Origin of the sequence: Streptomyces sp. NBC_00341 (genome assembly GCF_041435055.1) — a bacterium.
In the GTDB taxonomy this organism is placed as follows: Bacteria; Actinomycetota; Actinomycetes; order Streptomycetales; family Streptomycetaceae; genus Streptomyces.
Genome location: NZ_CP108002.1, coordinates 1,551,903 through 1,574,646, shown reverse-complemented (window position 1 = coordinate 1,574,646; position 22,744 = coordinate 1,551,903). Strand labels below are relative to the sequence as shown.

Genomic DNA, 22,744 nt, shown 5'->3' with positions numbered 1-22,744 from the left:
CGGGGGTATTCCGGAAGGTAGAAGGCAGGAAACAACCTATGCGACAGGTCACGCGTAAAGGCCTGATCACCATGGCGGCCGCGGGCGGCGTACTCGCGCTCAGTGGCGGTTACGCGCACGCCGACGCGGGAGCGTCCGGCGGTGCGTCGAATTCCCCGGGGGTGCTTTCAGGGAATTCGGTACAGATCCCGGTCGACGTACCGGTGAACGTCTGCGGTAACTCCGTGAGCGTCGTCGGACTGATCAATCCGACCTTCGGGAACGCCTGCGGAAACGGTTCTGGGGGTGCGGCCGCAGGCCGGACCGGATCGTCCGCAGGTACTGGGTCGGGCAGCCACGCTGCGGACAGCCGGGCCTCCGGCAGCCGCGCGTCGCAGGACCGTGGCCAGGGGGCGCGGACGGGCACCGGCAAGCACCGTGCCGTGCCCACGGACAACGGTGGCGGGGCAACGGCACAGGGCTACGCGCAGGGCTCGCCCGGTCTGCTCTCTGGCAACCAGATCCAGGCCCCCATCGACATCCCCGTGAACGCCTGCGGGAACAGCATCGACATCGTCGGACTGCTGAACCCCAGCTTCGGCAACGACTGCGAGAACGAGAGCACGCCGCAGGTCACGCCGCCGGTCGCTCCTCCGGTGGCTCCTCCGGTGACTCCGGTCACCCACCCCAAGGCGCCGCCGGCACCCGGGCCCCGCACCATCCCGAACGCGCCGGAGCCGCAGAGCATGCCCGAGGGCACTCCGCAGCTCGCACACACCGGATCGGGCGGGCTCGACCTGCTGATCCCGGCCGGCGCGGGCCTGCTGCTGGCAGGCGCGGGCACGGTGCTGTACCGCCGCGGCAAGGCCGCCGCCTAGGTTCTTTCGGCTGGATCAGGCTGGATCAGGCTGGATCGGAGAGCGGGCCCCGCGAACAGCGGGGCCCGTTCCGTTTCACCAGGTGGCCCGCAGCTGGCGGATGATCCGCCGACGCAGCCGCACCCGGCGGCTGCCGTCCAGGCGCAGCGTCAGTCGGTCCAACTCCCAGTGCCCGTACTCGGCATGGTCGGTCAGCAGGCGGGTCGTCTCCTTCCGGGACAGCCCGCGCGGCACGTACACGTCGACAAATTCGTATTCCGGCATCGCATCTATTGTGCGGGCAGACCCCCGGTACGGATAGCGTCTGCCCTATGTCTGATGCTGCGCAGCCATCCGCTGCCGAGGTACGCGCCGCCGCTGATGCGGTCAAGGTCGCGCTCGACCGTCACCTCGACGCGGTCGAACGCCGGTCCGGGGACGACGACCCCGCTGTCTACGACGCGTTCAACGCACTGGCCGCTGCGGCGGAGGTCTACGACGAACTCCTCTACGACCGCCACGACGAGGTCACCCCCTTCGAGATTCCGGGCGCGGGGGACTCCCTGCCGCCCTACAGCGGTCCCGAGGAGCCGAACGCGCTCAGCGTGCTGATCCGCCGCGACTACGCGGTGGTGGAGCCGCAGCGGCTGCTCGCCCAGGCACAGCGCCTCGCCGACCTGGACCCGGACGTCCGCGACAGCGAGAGCGCGGCCTCGGCCGGCAGTAGCGTCCACGCGGCGCTCGGGGTGCTCTTCGGGGAGTACGAGGCGGACGAGATCGCGTCCCGGCACACCGAATTCGGCCTTGAGGAGGGCGACTCGACGCTCTGGGTCGCGGCGGCGGACGAGCTGCCGGAGCCGGGGGAGTGGCTGGGCGCGCCCTTCGACGACGCGGATCCGGAACTGGTGGTCTGCCGGTTCGACGTCAGTGCCGTCTTCGACGAGGACGAGCTGGACGGCGAACTGGGCGGGGAACTCGACGGTCTGGCGCGGGACGGCTCCTGACCGGTCCGTCCTGTGCCCGTGCTCGTGCCCGTGCTCGTGTCAGGGGGCCGGGCGGACGCGTCACGCGTCCGCCCGGCCCCCGCCGGGTCTCAGCCCTCGGACGCCTCCAGCAGGGTGCGCAGCCGGGTGGTGCGGTCCTGCGCGGGGGACTGGGCGACCGCGCGCGGCAGCGCCTGATCCACCCCGTGGACCACGGACAGGTGCCGTTCGCCCCGGCCGAAGGCGGTGTAGACCCAGGGGCGGCTGAGCCCCTGCGCGGCGTCACCCGGCAGTACGACGACCACCGCGGGCCACCGCATACCGGCCGCCTGATGGGCGCTGAGCGCCCAGGCGTGGCGTACGGACGCCTCCACCCGCTCCTGCGGCACGACGACCGGGGTCCCCGCACAGTCCAGGTGCAGGCCCTCCGCGTCGGCCGAGACGACCACGCCGGGCACCGTCCGGCCCGGTGCGGGGACATGGGCGATCCGGTCGCCGGGGTCGAAGCCGCCGAAGCGGCCGGGGCCGGGGTTGAGCCGCTGCTTGAGCGCCTCGTTCAGCGCCCGGGTGCCCGCGGACCCGCCGTGGCCCACGGTGATCACCTGGGTGTCGGACGACGGGACGCCGATGGCGCGCGGCACCGAGTCGGCCACCAGCTGCACCGTGCGGTGCACCGCCTCGCCCGCGTCACGCACGGGCACGATCACCACTTCCCGGCCCGGCGCCGCCACCTGGTTCAGCTCCCCGATGCCGATGCCGGAGACCAGCTCCCCGATCGGACCGGGATCCGGCGTACGGGAGACGACCTGCGGGCACGCGCGGGCGGCCAGCACATCGGCGAAGACCCGGCCCGCACCCGCTGAGCCCAGCACGCCCGGATCGCCGCTGAGGACCAGCCGGGCCCCGTCCGCGAGGGCCTCCACCAGCATCGCGCCGGTCTCGACGTCGAGCTGAGGGGCGTCCAGCACGACGAGCAGGTCGACGGCGAGGGCCCCCTCCTCGTCCCGTCCCGGGCCCTCGGCGCCGGAGAGCAGCCCGGCCAGCGTGACGGCCGCCGAGGCGTCGCCCACCGCCTCGGCCAGCCGCCGTGCGCCGTCCGCGCTGTGGGTGGTGCCCAGGGCCCGCAGGCCGAGGCCGCTCGCCGCGGCGATCAGGGCGGCGGGCTCGGCCCTCGCCGCCTCGCCGCCGGTGTGCGCGACGAGCCCGTGGGCGGCGGCGGTACGGATCAGCTCGGCGGCAGAGGGGGAGGGCGCCGACTCGGCGGCCCCGGTCCAGTCGGCGTCCTTCTCCACCGCGTTCACCAGCCGGGCCAGCCCGTCCGCGAGGCTCTCCTCCGCCAGGGCATAGCGGTCGAGGCCCAGGAACACCTGCACCGGCTCCTGCGGGCCCGCTTCCCGGTCCTCTGCGGGCGTCTCGGCGGCTTCCGGCCCCTCCTCCTGCGCTTCCTCCTCCGCCCCGTCCTCCGCGCCGTCCTCCGCCCCGTTCTGGAAGACCAGGACGACGCCCTCGGCGACGGCGTGCTGTACGGCGGCGTCCGGGTCGCTCACCGACCGTCCGGTGAGCGCGGTGCGCACCTCCGCGGAGTCCAGCGCGGTGTGGCCCTGCAGCGCCGCGCGCTCCAGCAGCCAGCCGATCAGGGCGTCGGTGCGCCGCTCGTCGTCAGGGCCGCACTCCGCGCCCAGCAGCGCCCGTGCGAAGCCGTCGGCCTGCTCGGGCCCGACGCCGGGCAGGGCGAGCAGCTGCCAGGGGTCCTCGCGCAGGACGTCGGCCGCGTGTGCGCCGAGCGTCCCGGCGGCCGGGGCGGCCAGGCTCTCCGGGGCGCCGCCGGAGGCCAGCACGGCGGCCACGGCGGCGACCGCCTCCGGGGCGGCGCCCCGGTCCGCGCCGACGGGCTCCGGGGCCCGCTCCCGGACCGGGGCGGGAGCGGGCCTGCGGGGGGTGGCGGGCGCGGGGGCGTCGAAGAACGCGGCGCCCGGCTTCTCGCCGCTCTCCACGGCGCGTACGGCCGCCAGCAGATCGGCGGCCGGTCCGCTCAGCTTCGTACCGGCGGGGATGGGGCCGTCCTTCTCGGCCTTGCGCTTCTCGATCCGCTCCAGCAGCTCGCGCTGGGCCGCCAGCTCCGCCTCCGCCTCGGAGAGGACCGGGGCGGCGGCGGTGTCGCCGTCGCCGCTCGCGTCAGCCCCACCGGCCGTCCCTCCGCCGTCGGCCGGCTCGCTGTCGGTACCGTCGTCGGCCGGCGCGTCGGCCGACGAGCCGTCAGCTGCCCCGTCGGTGGCTTCGTCGGCCGCGTCGTCAGCCGCGCCTTCGGTCGCTTCGTCGGTCCCGGCGGCGGCCTCCTCCGCGGGGGAGGGCGTGGAGACGTCCGCGACGACGCTTTCGTCGTCGGTGGCCGGGGAGCCGGGGGTTTCCCCCCGGGGAAGCGCAGTCACAGCGTGCTCCAGTCCTGGTCGGGATAGCGGTGCACGGGCGCCGACACATCGTCGAGCGCGCGGCAGATCTCGTCAGGAAGACTAAGCGTCTCCACTGACAAAGCCTCCGTGAGCTGGTGCGCGTTGCGCGCGCCGACGATCGGGGCGACCACGCCCGGACGGTCCCGCACCCAGGCGAGCGCCACCTGCAGCGGCGTCGTGGCCAGTCCGTCGGCGGCGGTCGCCACGGCGTCCACGATGCGGCTCGCCGGCTCGTCGAGGTACGGCTCCACGAACGGGGCCAGCAGCTCTGAGGCGCCGCGCGAGTCCGTCGGGGTGCCGGTGCGGTACTTGGCGGTCAGCACGCCCCGGCCCAGCGGCGAGGACGGCAGCAGCCCCACCCCGAGGTCGAGCGCCGCCGGCAACACCTCGCGCTCCACGCCCCGTTGCAGCAGCGAGTACTCCATCTGCGTACTGGCCAGCCGGGTCCGCAGGCCCGGGGCGGCCAGCTGCCAGGTCGCGGCCTTGGCCAGCTGCCAGCCGCAGAAGTTCGACACTCCCGCGTAGCGGGCGCGCCCGCTGGACACCGCCAGGTCCAGCGCCTGGAGCGTCTCGTCCAGCGGCGTCACCGGATCGAAGGCGTGCACCTGCCACAGGTCCACGTAGTCCGTGCCGAGCCGGGCCAGCGAGGCGTCGAGGGCGGCCAGCAGATGCCCGCGTGAACCGTCGAACCTGCGGTACGGGTCGGGCACGCTGCCGGCCTTGGTGGCGATGACCAGATCACGCCTCGGCACCAGCCCCTCGACGAGCCGCCCGAGCAGGTACTCGGACTCGCCGCCGCCGTACACGTCCGCCGTGTCGACCAGGGTGCCGCCCACCTCCCAGAAGGCCTTGAGCTGCTCGGCAGCGTCGTGCTCGTCGGTGTCCCTGCCCCAGGTGAGGGTGCCGAGCCCGATCCGGGACACTCGAAGGCCGGTGCGGCCGAGATGCCTCTGCTCCATGGGCGCTGAGATTACTGGCCATGGCTCCACTCGGTGCGGGGCTGTGGACAACCGGGGTCCGGGTCACCCCTGCCGGAACGTGTTCCCGCGCGCTAGAGTCCGGAGCACAGAGACGTTACTGATCAGTAAGGGGAGCGGCTATGCGGCTCGGCATCAATCTCGGCTACTGGGGCGCGGGTATGGACGGGGACAACCTCGCCGTCGCGCAGGAGGCCGACCGGCTCGGCTACGACGTCTGCTGGGCGGCCGAGGCCTACGGCTCCGACGCCCCGACCGTGCTGAGCTGGGTGGCCGCGCAGACCGAGTCCATCGACATCGGCTCCGCGATCATGCAGATCCCGGCCCGCCAGCCCGCCATGACGGCGATGACGGCCGCCACCCTCGACTCGCTCTCCGGCGGCCGGTTCCGGCTCGGCCTCGGGGTGTCGGGGCCGCAGGTCTCCGAGGGCTGGTACGGCGTCAAGTTCGACAAGCCGCTGGCCCGCACCCGCGAGTACGTCGAGATCGTCCGCAAGGCGATGACCCGCGAGCGGCTGTCGTACGAGGGACAGCACTGGACGCTCCCGCTGCCGGACGGGCCGGGCAAGCCGATCAAGCTGACCATCCACCCGGAGCGCGAGCACATCCCGGTGTACATCGCCGCGATCGGCCCGAAGAACCTGGAGCAGACCGGCGAGATCGGTGACGGGGCACTGCTGATCTTCCCCTCCGCCGAGCACCTGGAGGACACCGCGATCAGGCACCTGCGGGCCGGCCGGGAGAAGGCCGGCAAGACCATGGAGGGCTTCGACGTCTGTCCGACCCTGCCGCTCGCGGTCGGCGACGACGTCACCGGCCTCGCGGACATGTTCCGGCCGTACACCGCGCTGTACGTCGGCGGCATGGGCAGCCCCAAGCAGAACTTCTACAACCAGCTCGCCCAGCGCATGGGGTACGAGAAGGAAGCCGCCGAGATCCAGGAGAAGTACCTGTCCGGAGACAAGAGCGGTGCCGCCACCGCCGTTCCGCACCAGCTGATCGACCAGACCACGCTGCTCGGCCCGGTGGAGCGGATCTCCGACCGGATGCAGGCCTACGCGGCCGCGGGCGTCACCACCCTGACCCTGGCCCCGGCAGGCTTCACGCTCGACGAGCGGATCGCCGCGCTGCGCGCCGGCACGGACGCGCTGGAGCGCTCCGGGCTCGCGTAGGGCCTGTCGTCAAACTGCCGTCTGCCGGGCAGCACTACGGCCGTGGTGGGGGCTCGGGGCCTCCCCGCCACGGCCGTCACGCGGAACAACGCGGCCGGGGCGGCTGGGTTACGGGGCCTGTGCGGAAACGGTTCGCCGGGGCCGGAAGCGGGGCCCGCACGGGGCGCACGTTCGGCCCAGTCCGGGGGCCTTCGTGTTGCCCGCCGGGGCCGGGAGCATTTGACTGTCGCTCGGCGGATGCCGGCACGGAGGTGGCAGTGATGCTCTCGGCAAAGAACCTGTTCCAGGAGATTCTCGACGACGACGAGTCGTTCCGGCTGTTCTGCTCCATCGCCGCCGGCGGGGAGTCCCAGGGAGGCTGGGAGAACGGCCGCATCGCGGCCCTCGCCCCCGTGAGCCAGCGCGCCCTGGCCCCCAAGATCGCCCGGCACGGAGCCGACGAGGACAAGCACGGCCGGATCTTCGACGCACTCCTCAGGAAGCGCGGTCTGACGCCCGTCGAGGTCCCCCACGAGACCGACTACACGATGCTGCTGGAGCAGTACGGCATCGGCCTCGCCCATGAGCAGCTGGGGCGCGAGGAGCCGCTGGCCGAGCGCGACATCATCACCTACCTCGCCCACAGCCGGGTCACCGAGCAGCGCGCCTCCGAGCAGATGCGGCTGCTGCGGAAGTACTTCGCGGACCACCCGGAGCTGGGCCGCGCGGTCAGGATGATCTCGAACGACGAGGACAACCACCTGGCGTACTGCCACGAGGAACTGCTGCGCTTCGCCCGGTCCGGACACGGCCGTACGATCCAGAGCGTCCTGCGCGAGTGCGCACTCGGTGAGATCCGGGTCTACCGCGACGTCAGCCTCGCCGTGATGGACCACATGGGCCGCATCCTGGGCTGGCCGAGAGCCAAGGTCGCGCTCCTGGCGGCGGGAATCCACGCCGTCTACGCCTACGAGCGCCTGGTGGGCTGGCGGCGCATGGTCAGCCTGGCACCGCCGGAGCGGCGCGACGCGCTCGGGGGCCCGGCCGTCCCGGCGCCCGAGTACGGCTGAGCGGGACAGGGCCCTCGGTCAGAGCCAGCCGCGCCGTTTGAACTGTCGGTACAGGCCGAGGACCACGCCCGCCATCAGCAGGATCACCGCCGGATAGGCCCAGACCCACTTCAGCTCCGGCATGTGGTCGAAGTTCATGCCGTAGATCCCAGCCACCATGGTCGGGACCGCCGCCATCGCCGCCCAGGCCGAGATCTTGCGCATGTCGTCGTTCTGCCGCACCCCCATCTGCGCGAGATGCGCGGACAGGATGTCGGAGAGCAGCCGGTCGAGCCCCTCCACCTGCTCGTTGGCGCGCGTCAGATGGTCCTGGACGTCCCGGAAGAACGGCTGCGACTGTTCATGGACGAAGGGCACCCCCGCGCTCGCCAGCCGGGCCATCGGGGCGCCCAGCGGAACGGTCGCCCTGCGGAACTCCAGCACCTGGCGCTTGAACGTGTAGATGCGGGCCGCGGTGTTCTTCGAGTCGCCGGTCGCGGCCGGGGCGAAGACCTCGGTCTCCAGCTCCTCCAGGTCGACCTGGAGCTCGCCCGCGACGTCGATGTAGTGGTCCACGATCGCGTCGCTGATCGCGTACAGCACCGCGGTCGGACCGTGCTTGAGCACATCGGTCTCGGCCTCCAGCCGACGGCGTACGGCGGCGAGCGGAGCACCCTCGCCGTGCCGGACCGTCACGACGAACGAGTCGCCTATGAACACCATCAGTTCGTCCGCGGAGACCGTGTCGCTCTCGTGGTCGTACACGACCGGCTTTATGACCGCGAACAGCGAGTCGTCGTAGACCTCCAGCTTCGGCCGCTGGTGCGCGGCCAGCGCGTCCTCCACCGCCAGCGGGTGCAGTCCGAACTCGCTGCTGACCAGCTCGAACTCCTTCTCCGTCGGCTCGTGCAGACCTATCCACAAGAACGCGTCACCGGTGGCGCGGGCCTCGTCGAGGGCGTCGGAGAAGTCGGCGGGGCCGTCGGTGCGGCGCCCGTCGCGGTAGATGGCGCAGTCCACAATCACGGCGCGTATTGTGCCCTGCCCAGGTCCCGGGCGCACCTTTGCCGGGGCGTCGGCCTACCCTGGCCGGTATGCCCACCCTGATCCTCGTACGCCACGGACGCTCCACCGCCAACACGGCCGGGGTGCTCGCGGGCCGGACCCCCGGCGTCGCGCTCGACGAGCGCGGCGCCGAGCAGGCCGCGGCGCTCCCCGCACGGCTGGCCGCACTGCCGCTCGTCGCGGCCGTCAGCAGCCCCCTGCAGCGCTGCCGCGAGACGCTGCGCCCCCTGCTCGACGCCCGGCCGGAACTGCCGCTGCACACCGAGGAGCGCATCAGCGAGTGCGACTACGGTGACTGGTCGGGCCGCAAGCTCGCCGAACTCACCGACGAGCCGCTGATGACGGTCGTGCAGCAGCACCCGTCGGCGGCGGCCTTCCCCGGCGGCGAGTCCATGAGGGCGATGCAGGCACGCGCCGTCGACGCGGTCCGGGAGTGGAACGCGCGGATCGAGGCGGAGCACGGTGAGAACGCCGTCTACGTGATGTGCTCGCACGGGGACATCATCAAGTCCCTTGTGGCCGACGCGCTCGGCATGCACCTGGACCTCTTCCAGCGGGTCCACGCCGACCCGTGCTCGGTCACCGCGATCCGTTACACCAGGCTGCGGCCCTTCCTGCTGAGGCTGGGCGACACGGGCGATCTCGCCCCGCTGGCGCCGCGCGAACCGTCTCCCGACGAGACGAAGACGGCCGGTACGGAGGCCGATGCCGCGGTCGGGGGCGGCGCTGGGGCGCCGTGATCGCTCCGCGCAGTAGGGTGGACGCGCCGTAGGCGCCGTTCCGGGAGGACTCTCTCCCGGGCCCCGGCCGATCCCTCATCCGCGTCAAATCACAAGGGAGACAGGACGTGTCCCGTCAGGTGTTCCTCTACGACCCCCCGGACCGTTTCGTGGCCGGTACGGTCGGGCTGCCTGGACGTCGTACGTTCTTCCTGCAGGCATCCTCAGGCGGACGTGTCACCAGCGTGGCCCTGGAGAAGACCCAAGTCGCCGCCCTCGCAGAGCGGGTGGACGAACTGCTCGACGAAGTGGTCCGCCGCACCGGGGGCAACTCCCCGGTGCCGGCCGTGGCCCCGATGGACGTCACCGACACCGCTCCGCTCGACGTCCCCGTCGAGGAGGAGTTCCGGGTCGGCACGATGGCCCTCGCCTGGGACGGCGAGGAACAGCGCATGATCGTCGAGGCGCAGGCCCTGGTCGAGCTGGACGCGGAATCCGTCGAGGATCTCGCGGAGGCCGAGGAGCGGCTGCTCCAGGACGAGGAGAACGGCCCGCCGATGCTCCGGGTCCGGCTCGGCGGAGCCCAGGCCCGAGCCTTCGCCAAACGCGCCCTGGACGTCGTGAACGCCGGCCGCCCGCCGTGCCCGCTGTGCAGCCTCCCGCTCGATCCGGAAGGACACGTATGCCCGCGCCAGAACGGATACCGTCGCGGGGCCTGACCGACGCCGGGCGGATGACCCTGCTCGGCAAGGGCGAGCTCACCGTCCTCGGACAGGTCCGCGGAGCGTCCAACGCGGTGCTGTACTGCTCGGTCGCGTACGAGGGCGAAGAGGCGCACTGCGTGTACAAGCCGGTCGCCGGTGAGCAGCCCCTGTGGGACTTCCCCGACGGCACTCTCGCCCAGCGCGAGGTGGCCGCCTACGAGGTCTCGGAGGCGACCGGCTGGGGCCTGGTGCCGCCGACCGTGCTGCGGGACGGTCCGTACGGCCAGGGCATGTGCCAGCTGTGGATCGAGGCGGCGCCGCAGGGCGAGGACGATCCGGGACTGCTCGCGCTCGTCGAGGACGAGGAGCCGGGCGATGGCTGGAAGGCCGTCGCCCTCGCCGAGGTGGCGGAGGGGAAGACCGCGCTGCTCGTGCACGCGGACGATCCCCGGCTGCGACGGCTCGCCGTGCTCGACGCGGTGATCAACAACGGCGACCGCAAGGGCGGGCACCTGCTGCCCGCGCCCGACGGCCGGCTGTACGGCATCGACCACGGTGTGACCTTCAACGCGGAGGACAAGCTGCGCACCCTGCTCTGGGGCTGGGCGGGAGAGCCGCTGCCCGCGGAGGCGGTCGAGGTGCTGGACCGGCTGGCCGGCGAGCTGGAGCCGGGGGCGGCCCTGGTCACCCGGCTGGAGGAACTGATCACCGCGGCCGAGATCGAGGCGCTGCGGGCCCGGGTGGCGGGGCTGCGGTCCACCGGACTCCACCGGGAGCCGAGCGGGGGCTGGCCGGCCATTCCGTGGCCGCCGGTGTAGGCGGGGCCCGGCGGGCGGCCCCCGCCGGGCCGCCCGGCCCGCTCCCGCTCGGGCGCGCGTCCGGCGTCTGCGTCCCGGGGGTGTGAAGCACGCTCCGGGGCCGGGCGCAAGAGTGCCTCTTCGGACAGGATCCCCCCTCCGGTTCGTATCCGGAAGCCGCGTCCGGTTACGCTCGTCGCATGCATGCCTGGCCCGCTTCTGAGGTCCCCGCCCTTCCTGGCAAGGGCCGCGACCTTCGGATCCACGACACCGCGACCGGCGGACGGATCACCCTTGACCCCGGTCCCGTCGCCCGCATCTATGTCTGCGGCATCACGCCGTACGACGCGACCCATATGGGTCATGCGGCGACCTACAACGCGTTCGACCTCGTCCAGCGCGTGTGGCTCGACACCAAGCGGCAGGTTCACTATGTCCAGAACGTGACGGACGTGGACGACCCGCTGCTGGAGCGGGCCGTGCGCGACGGTCAGGACTGGACCGAGCTCGCCGAGCGCGAGACGGCCCTGTTCCGTGAGGACATGACCGCCCTGCGCATGCTCCCGCCGCAGCACTACATCGGAGCCGTCGAGGCGATACCCGGCATCGTGCCGCTCGTCGAACGTCTCAGGGACGCGGGCGCCGCCTACGACCTCGACGGCGACGTGTACTTCTCCGTCGACACCGATCCGCACTTCGGCCAGGTCTCCAACCTGGACGCGGAGGCGATGCGGCTGCTCTCCGCGGAGCGCGGCGGGGACCCGGAGCGTCCGGGCAAGAAGAACCCCCTCGACCCGATGCTCTGGATGGCCGCCCGCGAAGGCGAGCCGAGCTGGGACGGCGCCTCGCTCGGCGCCGGCCGGCCCGGCTGGCACATCGAGTGCGTCGCCATCGCCCTGGACCACCTCGGCATGGGCTTCGACGTCCAGGGCGGCGGCTCCGACCTCGCCTTCCCGCACCACGAGATGGGCGCCTCGCACGCCCAGGTGCTGACCGGCGAGCACCCGTTCGCCCAGGCGTACGTGCACGCCGGCATGGTCGGCCTGGACGGCGAGAAGATGTCCAAGTCCAAGGGGAACCTGGTCTTCGTCTCTGCGCTGCGCCGCGACGGCGTGGACCCGGCGGCGATCCGCCTGGCCCTCCTCTCGCACCACTATCGCTCCGACTGGGAGTGGACGGACCAGGTCCTCGCGGACGCGGTGGACCGGCTCGCCCGCTGGCGCGCCGCCGTCTCGCGGCCCGACGGGCTCGCCGCCGACGCGCTGGTCGAGGAGGTCCGCGAGGCCCTCGCCGACGATCTGGACACCCCGACGGCGCTGGCCGCGGTGGACCGCTGGGCGGAGCGGCAGAGCGCCGCGGGCGGCCCGGACGAGGGGGCGCCGGGACTCGTCTCGCGCACCGTCGACGCGCTGTTCGGTGTCGCGCTGTAACCGCCCGCCGTATTACGTCCGTTCACCGGCCCCGAACTTCTTGATGAAGTTCGGGGCCGGTTCCGTTTTGTCCATGGTCAAATGCTCGATGCTGCGCTAAAAGCGCTCTATGCAATCATCAACACGCATCAGAACGGCTGTAGTTGCAGCGCTGCTGGGACTGTTCGCCGTCGTCTCGGGACCGGGCGGTGCCCAGGCGGATTCGGCCGCCCCCACCGAGTCGACGGTCGGCGATCTTACCGGCTTCTCGGCCGACGGATCCGTCTACCACCTGCGGGCGGGCACCGCACAGGCCCGGGTCAGCTTCGTGTCCGACGAGACCTTCCGGATCGAACTCGCCCCGGACGGCACGTTCACCGACCCGGCGGGCGACGCCATCGTGCTGCCCCAGGGGACCCCGCCCCGCACCCACTGGAAGGAGCGGAGCGACCGTTACGACCTCTCCACCGGCGATGTCACCCTGCGTGCCTACAAGTCGCCGCTGCGGTTCGCCCTGTACCGGGCCGACGGCACCCAGGTGTGGTCGGAGGCGAAGGGGCTCAGCTGGGACGGCGAGAAGACCACCCAGACCCTCGCGCGCGGCGGCGACGAGCAGTTCTACGGCGCCGGAATGCAGAACGGCCGGGGCAACACCTCGCACCGGGGCCAGACCGTCGAGGTCGGCGTCGACTACAACTGGGACGACGGCGGGCACCCCAACTCGGTGCCCTTCTACCTCTCCTCGGCCGGCTACGGCGTGTTCCGCAACACCTTCGCGCCGAACACCTACGCCTTCAACGACCCGGTGAGCACCAGCGCGCAGGAACAGCGCTTCGACGCCTACTACTTCGCGGGCGACGCCAAGGACGTCATAGGCCAGTACACCGAGCTCACCGGCAAGCCGTTCCTGCCGCCGGTCTACGGCATGGAGATCGGCGACGCCGACTGCTACCTGCACAACGCCAACCGTGGCGAGCGCCACACCCTGGACTCGCTGAAGGTCGCCGACGGCTACGTCGAGAACGACATGCCGAACGGCTGGATGCTCGTCAACGACGGCTACGGCTGCGGTCACGAGGACCTCGCGGAGACCGCCAAGGGCCTCCAGGACCGCGACATGCAGCTCGGCCTGTGGACCCAGGACGGCATCGACAAGATCGCCGAACAGGTCAAGGCAGGCCAGCGCGTCGCCAAACTCGACGTCGCCTGGATCGGTGACGGCTACAAGTTCGCCCTGGACGGCTGCAAGGACGCCTACAAGGGCATCGAGGACAACAGCGACGCCCGGGGCTTCACCTACGCCCCCGAGAGCTGGTCGGGCGCCCAGCGCTGCGGAGTCCAGTGGTCCGGCGACCAGTACGGCACCTGGGACTACATCCGCTGGCAGATCCCGACCTACGCGGGCGCCACGATGTCCGGCCTCGCCTACACCACGGGCGACGTCGACGGCATCTTCGGCGGCAGCGCCAAGACGTACACCCGTGACCTCCAGTGGAAGATGTTCCTGGGGACCACGATGACCATGGACGGCTGGGCGGCCAGCGACAAGCAGCCCTTCCGCTACGGGGAGCCGTACACCTCCATCAACCGCGACTACCTGAAGCTCAAGGAGTCGCTGCTGCCCTACCAGTACTCCTACGCGCACGAGGCGACGAAGACCGGCGTCGGCATGGTCCGCCCGCTGGTGCTGGAGTACCCGGACGACCCGAAGGCCGCTACGGACGCGGCCAAGTACGAGTTCATGTCCGGTGAGGACTTCCTCGTCGCCCCCGTCTACCAGGACAGCACCGAGCGCGACGGCATCTACCTGCCGAAGGGCACCTGGACCGACTACTGGACCGGGCGGACCTACCAGGGGCCGACGACCGTCGACGACTACAGCGCCCCGCTCGACACCCTGCCGCTGTTCGTCAGGGGCGGCGCCAGTGTGCCGATGTGGCCGGGCATCCGCTCCTACAAGGACCGCACCGCCGGCTCCCCGCTCGCCTGGGACATCTACCCGCAGGGCACGTCCTCCTTCACCCTGTACGAGGACGACGGCGTGACCCGCGAGCACCGCGACGGCGCGTACGCGACCCAGCGGGCCGATGTCCGCGCACCGTCCAAGGGCGCGGGCGACATCACCGTGAACATCGGTGAGAGCAAGGGGAAGTTCACCGGCAAGCAGAGCAGCCGTCCGTACGAGTTCAGTGTGCACACGGGCTCTGAGCCGAGCGCGGTGAAGCTCACCGGCAAGCTGCCCCGGCTCGGCTCGGCCGCCGCGTACGCGAAGGCGAAGCAGGGCTGGTGGTACGACCGGGACGACCGCGGCGGCGTGGTGAAGATCAAGACCGCCCCGCTGTCCACGGGCAAGAAGTTCTCCGTGAAGCTGGAGCACACCAGCGCGGTCGGCGGACGGAACGCGGCGGCCACGGCCACCGTCTCCGCCCCCGGGGGCCAGGAGATCGGCGCGGGCGCCCCGGCCACCGTCGCCGTCGATGTCACCGCGGGCCGCGGCGACGTCACGGACGCCGCCGTCTCGCTGGACGTCCCCAAGGGCTGGAAGGCCACCCCGGCAGCCGCCGTGCGCCGGATCCCGGCGGGCACCACCCGGCGGGTCGAGGTGTCGGTGACCCCGGCGAAGGACGCGACCGTGGGCGAGGCGCAGATCACCGCGCTGGCCCGCTACCGTTCGGCGGGCGAATCCCGTACTGCGGTCCAGCGGATCGCCGCCTCCGTGATGCCGCCGCCGCCCACCGGTGAGGCGTGGGCGAGCGATCTGGAGTGGCTGAGCTCGGTCAACGGCTACGGTCCGGCGGAACGCGACCGCAGCAACGGAGAATCGGGCGCGGAGGACGGCAAGCCCCTCACGCTGGCCGGGAAGACGTACGAGAAGGGGATCGGCACCCACGCCGACTCCGACATCGAGTTCTACACCGGCGGACAGTGCTCGAAGTTCACCGCGGACGCCGGGATCGACGACGAGATCGACGGATACGGCGAGGTGGCGTTCTCCGTCGAGGCCGACGGCAAGGTGCTCTGGACCTCGCCGAAGGTGACCGGGGCGTCGGCTGCCGTCCCCGTCGACGTACCGCTGGACGGTGCGCGCCATGTGCGCCTGAAGGTCACGGACACCAACGCGTCCAAGACCGGCGACCACGCCGACTGGGGCGCCGCGCGCTTCACCTGCTCCTGATCGTCAGCGGCGGAACAAGGGAGCCGGGCGGGTGTCCACCCGCCCGGCTCCCGGCTGTCCGGATCAGTCCTCCGACGAATCCTCCGATGAATCGCCCGCCGCGTCGTCCGGTGGATCCTGCGGCGAGTCCGCGGAGGCGTCGCCCGGAGCATCCTTCGGGGTGTCCTTCGGCGCCTCGCCCGGCGTCGGACCCGAACCGGGACCCGAACCGGAGCCCGAACCGGAATCCGTGCCGCGCGCGGGACCGCTTCCGGGCCCACTCACCGGACCCGGACCGGTGTCCGGCCGGGTCGGCTTCGGCGGCCTGGTCCGGCCGCTCGACGTGTCGCGCAGGTACGAGCCGTCGCCGCTCTCCGTCGCGTGTCCACCCGGTCCGGCGCCCGGACCGGGGTCACGGCGCCGCAGGTAGCGCTCGAACTCCCGGGCGATGGCCTCACCGCTCGCCTCGGGAAGCTCCGCGGTGTCGCGGGCCTCCTCCAGCGTCTGCACGTACTCCGCGACCTCGCTGTCCTCCGCGGCCAGTTGGTCCACCCCGAGCTGCCAGGCGCGTGCGTCCTCCGCCAGTTCGCCCAGCGGGATGCGCAGCCCGATGAGGTCCTCCAGCCGGTTCAGCAGCGCCAGGGTGGCCTTCGGGTTGGGCGGCTGCGACACGTAGTGCGGCACCGCCGCCCACAGGCTCACCGCGGGCACGCCCGCGTGGGTGCACGCCTCCTGGAGGATGCCGACGATGCCGGTCGGCCCCTCGTACCTGGTCTCCTCCAGGTCCATGGTCCGCGCCAGGTCCGGATCGGACGTCACACCGCTGACCGGTACCGGACGGGTGTGCGGGGTGTCGCCGAGCAGCGCACCGAGCACCACCACCATCTCGACGCCCAGTTCGTGGGCGAAGCCCAGGATCTCGTTGCAGAACGAGCGCCAGCGCATCGACGGCTCGATGCCCCGGACCAGGACGAGATCGCGTGGCTTCTCCCCGCCGATGCGGACCACCGAGAGCCGGGTCGTCGGCCAAGTGATCTTGCGCGCCCCGCCCTCCAGGAACACCGTCGGCCGGTTGACCTGGAAGTCGTAGTAGTCCTCGGCGTCCAGCGCCGCGAACACCTCTCCCTTCCACTCCCGGTCCAGGTGCGCGACCGCCGTGGAAGCCGCATCACCTGCGTCGTTCCACCCCTCGAACGCGGCCACCATGACCGGGTCGATCAGCTCGGGAACCCCGTCGAGCTCGATCACCCAGGCCTCCTTCCGAAGTTCCCTTGCGTACGGAACAACCTTACGGCGTCCGGCCACTCCCGCCGCAGCCCCCGCGCACGGCCGGGCGAAGCCGGGCCACGGGGGTGCATCACCGGTCGAATCAGGGCATCAAGCCCGTCATACATCCGAGCTGTGTGGGGGCAATTTCGGCTCAACCCTGGACGTTGGCCCCTTCGGGGCGCTATACATCGGATGACCAGAGCAGAGGTCCGATGTTATTTCCCCTGGGGGCGCACATGAGTCAGACCGTCACGGACTTCGAGGTTCACGACATCCGTTTTCCGACCTCGGAGCAACTGGACGGCTCGGACGCCATGAACCCCGATCCCGACTACTCGGCTGCCTATGTCGTACTACGTACTGACGCCGCGGACCATGATGGTGGCGGTATCGAGGGACATGGCTTCTGTTTCACCATCGGGCGCGGCAACGAGGTGATGGCAGCCGCCATCCAGGCGTTGCGGCCCTACGTCGTGGGCCGTCCCGTGCCCCGCACCGCGGCCGATCTGGGCGCGCTGTACCGGGACCTCACCCACGATTCCCAACTGCGCTGGCTGGGGCCCGAGAAGGGCGTGATGCACATGGCGGCCGGTGCGGTCGTCAACGCGGCCTGGGACCTGGCGGCGAAGCGGGCGGACAGACCCGTCTGGCAGTTCCTGGCCGAGATGACGCCCGAGGAGCTCGTCTCCCTCGTCGACTTCCGCTACCTCAGCGACGCCCTCACCCCAGAGGAGGCGCTCGCGATCCTGCGCGCCGCCGAACCGGGCCGGGCCGAGCGGGCCGAGCGGCTGCGCGCCGAGGGATACCCCGCCTACACCACCTCGCCCGGCTGGCTCGGCTACTCCGACGACAAACTGGTCGGACTGGCGAAGGAGGCCGTCGCGGACGGTTTCACCCAGATCAAGCTCAAGGTCGGCGGCGACCTCGCCGACGACGTCCGCAGGCTCGGGCTCGCCCGGCAGGCCGTCGGCGCCGACGTGCGGATCGCGGTCGACGCCAACCAGCGCTGGGACGTCGCCGACGCGGTCGAGTGGATGAACGCGCTCGCACCGTACGACCCGCACTGGATCGAGGAGCCGACCAGCCCCGACGACATCCTCGGCCACGCCGCCGTCCGTGCCGGGCAGCCGGTCAAGGTGGCCACCGGCGAACACGTCGCCAACCGGGTCGTGTTCAAGCAGCTGCTCCAGGCCGGCGCGGTCGACTTCGTCCAGATCGACGCCGCACGGGTCGCGGGTGTCAACGAGAACCTGGCGATCCTGCTGCTCGCCGCCAAGTACGGCGTACCGGTCTGCCCGCACGCGGGCGGCGTCGGCCTGTGCGAGCTGGTGCAGCACCTCTCGATGTTCGACTACGTGGCGGTCTCCGGGACCTGGGAGGACCGGGTGATCGAATACGTCGACCATCTGCACGAACACTTCGCGGACCCCACCGTGATCGAATCGGGCCGCTACCGGGCCCCGGCCTCCCCGGGCTTCTCCGCCCGGATGCTTCCCGAGTCGATCGCCGCACACCGTTATCCGGAGGGCCCCGTATGGCAGGCCCGCCGCACCACTGAGGAGGACAGCCGATGACCGGCACACGCGACTTCGAGGGGATGAACGCTCTGGTGACGGGCGGCGCCTCCGGTATCGGGGCCGCCGTCGCGACCATGCTCCTGGAGCGGGGCGCCCAGGTGGCCGTCCTCGACCGGGAGACCGCGGGCGCCCCGGCGGGCACCCTCGCCGTCGAGGCGGACGTCACCGACGACGCGGCCGTGCGCGACGCGGTCGACCGGGCGGCGGCCGAACTGGGCTCCCTGCACACGCTCGTCTCGAACGCGGGCATCGGGTCCATCGGCTCCGTCGAGGACAACGACGACGACGAGTGGACCCGGGTCCTGGACATCAACGTCCTCGGCATGGTCCGCACCGCCCGGCACGCCCTGCCGCACCTGCGGCGCGCCGCGGCCGAGCGCCCCGGCGCCGTCTCGATCACCCAGACCTGTTCGATCGCCGCGACCGCCGGGCTGCCGCAACGCGCCCTGTACAGCGCGAGCAAGGGCGCGGTCCTCTCGCTGACCCTGGCGATGGCCGCCGATCACGTCCGCGAGGGCGTCCGGGTCAACTGCGTCAACCCCGGCACCGCGGACACCCCGTGGATCGGGCGGCTGCTCGGCCAGGCCGGGGACCCGGCCGCGGAGCGCGCGGCCCTCAACGCCCGGCAGCCGCTGGGCCGGCTGGTCTCCGCCGACGAGGTGGCCGCCGCGATCGTGTACCTCGCCAGCCCGGCCGCCGCCTCCGTGACGGGCACCGCGCTGGCCGTCGACGGCGGAATGCAGGGCCTGCGTCTGCGCCCCGCCGACAGCTGACAGCAGGGCGGGCGGCCCGAGCCGAACCACCTGGGCCGCCCGCCTCGTACCACCCGCACCAGGCACCCCAGTACATGCCAACAGATCTCAGAGCCGGTACTCCACAAAGGAACGGGACACCAATGAGAGTGCGTACGACGAGTGCGGCAGCCTGCGCCGTACTGCTGGCCGTCACTGCCCTCGCGGGCTGCAACCGCGAATCATCGGACGACGGTGCGGGTGGCGGGAAGGTCGGCATCGACCTGCCGCGCAGCGACAGCGACTTCTGGAACTCCTACCAGAACTACATCCAGAAGGGGGTCAAGGGCGGCGAGGTCAAGGCGCTTCCGCTGACCAACTCGCAGAACGACATCGGCAAGCTGGTCGCCAACGTCCAGACCTTCGCCGACCAGGGTGCTAAGGCCGTGGTGATGGCCCCTCAGGACACCGGCGCGATAGCCGAGTCGCTGAACACGCTGAACGAGAAGAAGATCCCGGTCATCAGCGTGGACACCCGCCCGGACAAGGGCGACATCTACATGGTGGTGCGCGCCGACAACAAGGCGTACGGGACGAACGCCTGCAAGTACCTCGGTGAGCAGCTGAAGGGCAAGGGCAAGGTCGTCGAGTTCCAGGGCGACCTGTCCTCGATCAACGGCCGCGACCGCTCGGAGGCCTTCAAGGCCTGCATGGACAAGGACTTCCCCGGCATCAAGGTGTTCGAGCTGGCCACCGACTGGAAGGGTGACGTCGCCTCGGCGAAGCTCCAGTCGACACTGGCCGCGCACCCCGACATCAACGGCATCTACATGCAGGCCGGCGGTGTCTTCCTGCAGCCGACCCTCGCACTCCTGGAGCAGAAGAAGCTGCTGAAGCCGGCCGGTTCGCCCGGCCACATCACCATCATCTCCAACGACGGCATCCCGGAGGAGTTCGACGCGATCAAGGCCGGGAAGATCGACGCGACGATCTCCCAGCCCGCCGACCTCTACGCGAAGTACGCGCTGTACTACGCGAAGGCGGCGCTGGACGGGAAGACCTTCAAGGAGGGCCCGACCGACCACGACTCCACCATCATCAAGATCCCGAACGGCTTCGAGGACCAGCTGCCCGCCCCGCTGGTGACCAAGGAAAACGTCGACGACCCGAAGCTGTGGGCCAACCAGCTGGAGAAGAAGAGCTAGCCATGGACCAGGCACCACCACCTGCCGTACAGGCGGAAGGCGTCGTCAAGCGCTTCGGACCGACCGTCGCGCTCGACGGGGTGAAGCTCACCGTGCAGCCGGGGGAGTCGCACGCCCTGGTCGGCCGCAACGGCGCGGGCAAGTCGACCCTGGTCAGCGTGTTGACCGGGCTCCACAAGGCGGACGCGGGCACGGTCACCTTCGGCGGGGAACCCGCGCCCGCCTTCGGGGACACCACGGCCTGGCAGTCGAAGGTCGCCTGCGTCTACCAGAAGTCCATGGTCGTCCCCGACCTGACCGTCGCGGAGAACCTCTTCCTCAACCGGTTCGACGACAACGCCCGCTGGATCAGCTGGGGGCGGCTGCGCAAGCGCGCGGAGCAGCTCCTGGCCGACTACGGCGTCCAGGTCGACCCGAACACCCGGGCCCGCGACCTCGCCGTCGAGCAGCGGCAGTTCGTCGAGATCGCCCGCGCGCTGTCCTTCGGCGCGCGGCTGATCATCCTCGACGAGCCGACCGCCCAGCTCGACGCCCGCGGCATCGGGCGGCTCTTCGACAAGCTCCGGGAACTGCAGAGCCAGGGAGTGGCGTTCCTCTTCATCTCCCACCACCTGCAGGAGGTGTACGAGCTCTGCACGGCCGTCACCGTCTACCGCGACGCCCGGCACGTACTGACCGCCCCGGTGGCGGACGTGGCGAAGACGGAGCTGGTGGCGGCGATGACGGGCGAGAAGTCCGGCGGCGCCGTCGCCTGGCACGCGGCCGGCACCACCACACCGCCCGACGCCTCCGCGGCGCCCGTCCTGAGCGTCGAGGGGCTCACCCTGGAGGACCGGTTCGAACCGCTGGACCTCCAGGTGCGCCCCGGCGAGGTGCTCGGCCTGGCCGGTTCCGCGGCCAGCGGCAACACCGCGCTGGGCGAGGTGCTCGCGGGGATGCGCAAGCAGGGCGGCGGCACGGTCCGGGTGCACGGCGAGACCGTGCGACCGGGGAGCGTGCCGCACGCGCTGGCCGCCGGGATCGGCTACATCCCGGAGGACCGGCACGACCAGGGCCTGGTCCTGCAGCGCAGCGTCGCGGAGAACGCCACCCTCACGGTCGCCGACCAGCTCGGACCGTGGGGGACCGTACTGCCCTCCCGTACGCGGGAGTTCGCCCGGGGCATGATCGACTCACTGGACATCAAGACCCAGGGCCCCGAGCAGCCCGTCGCCGGGCTCTCCGGCGGCAACCAGCAGAAGGTGGTGGTCGCCCGCGCGCTGGCCCGCAGGCCCAGCGTGCTGGTGGCGGTCCGGCCCACCGCGGGCGTGGACGTCAAGTCCAAGGACTCGCTCCTCGGGGTCGTCCGCCGGGTGGCCGACGAGGGCAATGCCGCGGTCGTCGTCTCCGACGAGCTGGACGATCTGCGGGTCTGCGACCGGGTGCTGGCCCTGTTCCACGGGCGAGTGGTCGCCACGTTCGCAAGCGGGTGGACCGACGGGGAACTCGTCGCCGCCATGGAAGGTGTGGGGGAAAGGGAATGACCGGCACGATACGGCCGTCCACGGCCGACGACATCGAAGCGGGACCGAAGGGCGGACCCGGGGACGACAGCCCGCTGAGCCGGCTCAAGCTGATCCGGTGGAGCGACTTCTCGCTGGTGCCGGTGATCCTGGTGCTGATGGTGATCGGCTTCATCGTGTCGCCGGTCTTCCTCACCTCCGACAACCTGATCAGCGTCGTCCAGCAGTCCTCCGAACTCAGTCTGCTGGTCCTGGGCCAGGCCCTGATCCTGATCTGCGGGCGGATGGACCTGTCGCTGGAGTCGACGATCGGCATCGCGCCCGTCGTCGCCATGTGGCTGGTGCTGCCCGGTGACGACGGCCGCTTCGCCGGCCTGGGAATCCTCCCCACCTGGATGGCGATCCCGCTCTGCCTGCTGGTGGGTCTCGTCATCGGCGCGATCAACGGCTTCCTGATGCTGAAACTGCGGGTCAACGGCTTCATCGCCACGCTCGGCATGCTGACCATGCTGCGCGGACTCCACATCGGCATCACCGAGGGCAAGTCCATCACCGATGTCCCGGAGTCCTTCCGCTACCTCGGCAAGACCTCGTGGCTCGGTGCGCCGGCCGCGGTCTGGATCTGCCTGTTCCTCTTCGCGGTCGGCGGCGCGGCCCTGGCCTGGCTGCGCCACGGACGCTCGCTGTACGCGATCGGCGGCAACCCGGAAGCGGCGCGCGCCGCCGGTATCCGGGTCGACCGGGTCACCTGGATCGTCCTCGCCATCGGCGGCCTGCTGGCCGCCTTCGCGGGCATCCTCTACACCGGCCACTACGGCGCGGTCGCCGCGACGCAGGGCAACGGCTGGATCTTCCAGGTGTTCGCGGCCGCGGTGATCGGCGGTATCAGCCTCAAGGGCGGCCGAGGCACCCTGTTCGGTGCGCTGACCGGCGTCCTGACGCTCCAGCTGGTGGTCAACGTGATGACCCTCGGCGGCGTCCCGGCCCTGTGGAACCAGTTCCTCAACGGCGCGATCATCATCGTCGCCCTGGTCATCTCCCGCTTCGCGAGCGGTGAGAAGCAGGACTGAGCGTTATACGTTCGAAGAACGCCGGCGGGGCTGATCTTTTCAGCTCCGCCGGCGTTTGAGGTGCGGGGTGCGGGGCGGAGCCCCGGTTCACCCCGC

Annotated in this window: 19 protein-coding genes; 14 read left to right on the top strand and 5 right to left on the bottom strand. The window is 71.5% G+C overall.

What is annotated here, in order from left to right:
• Positions 1-38: 38 nt before the first annotated feature.
• Complete coding sequence (locus tag OG892_RS06975; RefSeq protein WP_328867623.1) at positions 39-857, top strand: chaplin; 819 nt, start codon at positions 39-41, stop codon at positions 855-857.
• A gap of 75 nt (positions 858-932) precedes the next feature.
• On the opposite strand, the gene OG892_RS06970 is transcribed toward OG892_RS06975, so the two are convergent.
• On the bottom strand, positions 933-1,121 hold the full coding sequence (locus OG892_RS06970) for a DUF5703 family protein (RefSeq protein ID WP_024493806.1): 189 nt from the start codon (positions 1,119-1,121) through the stop codon (positions 933-935).
• Between the two features lie 47 nt (positions 1,122-1,168).
• On the opposite strand from OG892_RS06970, the gene OG892_RS06965 reads away from it, so the two are divergent.
• Positions 1,169-1,840 carry a hypothetical protein gene (locus OG892_RS06965; RefSeq protein WP_073737362.1) on the top strand — a complete coding sequence of 224 codons (672 nt, stop codon included), beginning with the start codon at positions 1,169-1,171 and terminating at the stop codon, positions 1,838-1,840.
• An 89-nt stretch (positions 1,841-1,929) separates the two neighbouring features.
• Here the strand turns inward: OG892_RS06965 and OG892_RS06960 are convergent, their stop codons facing one another.
• Together OG892_RS06960 and OG892_RS06955 are read right to left on the bottom strand one after the other, a co-directional pair.
• Positions 1,930-4,248 carry a helix-hairpin-helix domain-containing protein gene (locus OG892_RS06960; RefSeq protein ID WP_371628699.1) on the bottom strand — a complete coding sequence of 773 codons (2,319 nt, stop codon included), beginning with the start codon at positions 4,246-4,248 and terminating at the stop codon, positions 1,930-1,932.
• Positions 4,245-5,228, bottom strand: coding sequence for an aldo/keto reductase (locus tag OG892_RS06955; RefSeq protein WP_073737364.1), 984 nt, complete (start codon positions 5,226-5,228; stop codon positions 4,245-4,247). The genes OG892_RS06960 and OG892_RS06955 overlap by 4 nt, the downstream gene beginning before the upstream one ends.
• Positions 5,229-5,368: 140 nt before the next feature.
• On the opposite strand from OG892_RS06955, the gene OG892_RS06950 reads away from it, so the two are divergent.
• Together OG892_RS06950 and OG892_RS06945 are read left to right on the top strand one after the other, a co-directional pair.
• Entirely contained in the window at positions 5,369-6,418 is a 1,050-nt protein-coding gene (locus OG892_RS06950) for an LLM class F420-dependent oxidoreductase (RefSeq protein WP_073737365.1), read from the top strand.
• Between the two features lie 260 nt (positions 6,419-6,678).
• Positions 6,679-7,467: a hypothetical protein gene (locus OG892_RS06945; RefSeq protein ID WP_073737366.1), complete on the top strand. Its 789-nt coding sequence runs from the start codon at positions 6,679-6,681 to the stop codon at positions 7,465-7,467.
• Between the two features lie 18 nt (positions 7,468-7,485).
• Here OG892_RS06945 and corA read toward each other — a convergent pair whose 3' ends face one another.
• On the bottom strand, positions 7,486-8,481 hold the full coding sequence (corA, locus tag OG892_RS06940; RefSeq protein ID WP_073737562.1) for a magnesium/cobalt transporter CorA: 996 nt from the start codon (positions 8,479-8,481) through the stop codon (positions 7,486-7,488).
• Between the two features lie 59 nt (positions 8,482-8,540).
• Here corA and OG892_RS06935 point away from each other — a divergent pair, with 59 nt between their 5' ends.
• The 5 genes from OG892_RS06935 (at position 8,541) to OG892_RS06915 (ending at position 15,315) form a co-directional block, all read left to right on the top strand.
• Positions 8,541-9,251 carry a histidine phosphatase family protein gene (locus tag OG892_RS06935; RefSeq protein WP_328867625.1) on the top strand — a complete coding sequence of 237 codons (711 nt, stop codon included), beginning with the start codon at positions 8,541-8,543 and terminating at the stop codon, positions 9,249-9,251.
• Between the two features lie 107 nt (positions 9,252-9,358).
• Positions 9,359-9,949: a DUF3090 domain-containing protein gene (locus OG892_RS06930; RefSeq protein WP_073737368.1), complete on the top strand. Its 591-nt coding sequence runs from the start codon at positions 9,359-9,361 to the stop codon at positions 9,947-9,949.
• A complete protein-coding gene (locus OG892_RS06925; RefSeq protein ID WP_371628698.1) occupies positions 9,913-10,752 on the top strand; it encodes an SCO1664 family protein in 840 nt (279 codons plus the stop codon). The genes OG892_RS06930 and OG892_RS06925 overlap by 37 nt, the downstream gene beginning before the upstream one ends.
• 179 nt (positions 10,753-10,931) lie before the next feature.
• Positions 10,932-12,161 (top strand): cysteine--1-D-myo-inosityl 2-amino-2-deoxy-alpha-D-glucopyranoside ligase, encoded by a 1,230-nt coding sequence (gene mshC, locus OG892_RS06920; RefSeq protein WP_371628697.1) that lies wholly within the window; start codon positions 10,932-10,934, stop codon positions 12,159-12,161.
• A gap of 109 nt (positions 12,162-12,270) precedes the next feature.
• Positions 12,271-15,315 carry an NPCBM/NEW2 domain-containing protein gene (locus OG892_RS06915; RefSeq protein WP_371628696.1) on the top strand — a complete coding sequence of 1,015 codons (3,045 nt, stop codon included), beginning with the start codon at positions 12,271-12,273 and terminating at the stop codon, positions 15,313-15,315.
• A 63-nt stretch (positions 15,316-15,378) separates the two neighbouring features.
• On the opposite strand, the gene OG892_RS06910 is transcribed toward OG892_RS06915, so the two are convergent.
• Positions 15,379-16,542, bottom strand: coding sequence for a PAC2 family protein (locus OG892_RS06910; protein WP_371628695.1), 1,164 nt, complete (start codon positions 16,540-16,542; stop codon positions 15,379-15,381).
• Between the two features lie 257 nt (positions 16,543-16,799).
• Between OG892_RS06910 and OG892_RS06905 the strand changes: the two genes are divergently transcribed.
• The 5 genes from OG892_RS06905 (at position 16,800) to OG892_RS06885 (ending at position 22,648) form a co-directional block, all read left to right on the top strand.
• Entirely contained in the window at positions 16,800-18,137 is a 1,338-nt protein-coding gene (locus tag OG892_RS06905; protein WP_327336111.1) for an L-fuconate dehydratase, read from the top strand.
• A complete protein-coding gene (locus OG892_RS06900) occupies positions 18,134-18,913 on the top strand; it encodes an SDR family NAD(P)-dependent oxidoreductase (protein ID WP_073737374.1) in 780 nt (259 codons plus the stop codon). The genes OG892_RS06905 and OG892_RS06900 overlap by 4 nt, the downstream gene beginning before the upstream one ends.
• Positions 18,914-19,035: 122 nt before the next feature.
• Positions 19,036-20,076 (top strand): sugar ABC transporter substrate-binding protein, encoded by a 1,041-nt coding sequence (locus tag OG892_RS06895; protein ID WP_371628694.1) that lies wholly within the window; start codon positions 19,036-19,038, stop codon positions 20,074-20,076.
• A 2-nt stretch (positions 20,077-20,078) separates the two neighbouring features.
• The gene (locus OG892_RS06890; RefSeq protein ID WP_327336109.1) at positions 20,079-21,599 is read left to right on the top strand and encodes a sugar ABC transporter ATP-binding protein; all 1,521 of its coding nucleotides are present in this window, start codon (positions 20,079-20,081) and stop codon (positions 21,597-21,599) included.
• Positions 21,596-22,648 (top strand): ABC transporter permease, encoded by a 1,053-nt coding sequence (locus OG892_RS06885; RefSeq protein WP_073737377.1) that lies wholly within the window; start codon positions 21,596-21,598, stop codon positions 22,646-22,648. The genes OG892_RS06890 and OG892_RS06885 overlap by 4 nt, the downstream gene beginning before the upstream one ends.
• Positions 22,649-22,744: the final 96 nt, after the last annotated feature.

What these genes read in the sequence shown, in the direction of transcription:
- OG892_RS06965 (WP_073737362.1), top strand. Translation starts at nt 1,169, where the DNA reads ATGTCTGATGCTGCGCAGCCATCCGCTGCCGAGGTACGCGCCGCCGCT.
- OG892_RS06970 (WP_024493806.1), bottom strand. Translation starts at nt 1,121, where the DNA reads ATGCCGGAATACGAATTTGTCGACGTGTACGTGCCGCGCGGGCTGTCC.
- OG892_RS06975 (WP_328867623.1), top strand. Translation starts at nt 39, where the DNA reads ATGCGACAGGTCACGCGTAAAGGCCTGATCACCATGGCGGCCGCGGGC.
- OG892_RS06955 (WP_073737364.1), bottom strand. Translation starts at nt 5,228, where the DNA reads ATGGAGCAGAGGCATCTCGGCCGCACCGGCCTTCGAGTGTCCCGGATC.
- OG892_RS06935 (WP_328867625.1), top strand. Translation starts at nt 8,541, where the DNA reads ATGCCCACCCTGATCCTCGTACGCCACGGACGCTCCACCGCCAACACG.
- OG892_RS06885 (WP_073737377.1), top strand. Translation starts at nt 21,596, where the DNA reads ATGACCGGCACGATACGGCCGTCCACGGCCGACGACATCGAAGCGGGA.
- OG892_RS06905 (WP_327336111.1), top strand. Translation starts at nt 16,800, where the DNA reads ATGAGTCAGACCGTCACGGACTTCGAGGTTCACGACATCCGTTTTCCG.
- OG892_RS06890 (WP_327336109.1), top strand. Translation starts at nt 20,079, where the DNA reads ATGGACCAGGCACCACCACCTGCCGTACAGGCGGAAGGCGTCGTCAAG.
- mshC (WP_371628697.1), top strand. Translation starts at nt 10,932, where the DNA reads ATGCATGCCTGGCCCGCTTCTGAGGTCCCCGCCCTTCCTGGCAAGGGC.
- OG892_RS06925 (WP_371628698.1), top strand. Translation starts at nt 9,913, where the DNA reads ATGCCCGCGCCAGAACGGATACCGTCGCGGGGCCTGACCGACGCCGGG.
- OG892_RS06895 (WP_371628694.1), top strand. Translation starts at nt 19,036, where the DNA reads ATGAGAGTGCGTACGACGAGTGCGGCAGCCTGCGCCGTACTGCTGGCC.
- OG892_RS06950 (WP_073737365.1), top strand. Translation starts at nt 5,369, where the DNA reads ATGCGGCTCGGCATCAATCTCGGCTACTGGGGCGCGGGTATGGACGGG.
- OG892_RS06915 (WP_371628696.1), top strand. Translation starts at nt 12,271, where the DNA reads ATGCAATCATCAACACGCATCAGAACGGCTGTAGTTGCAGCGCTGCTG.
- OG892_RS06900 (WP_073737374.1), top strand. Translation starts at nt 18,134, where the DNA reads ATGACCGGCACACGCGACTTCGAGGGGATGAACGCTCTGGTGACGGGC.
- OG892_RS06945 (WP_073737366.1), top strand. Translation starts at nt 6,679, where the DNA reads ATGCTCTCGGCAAAGAACCTGTTCCAGGAGATTCTCGACGACGACGAG.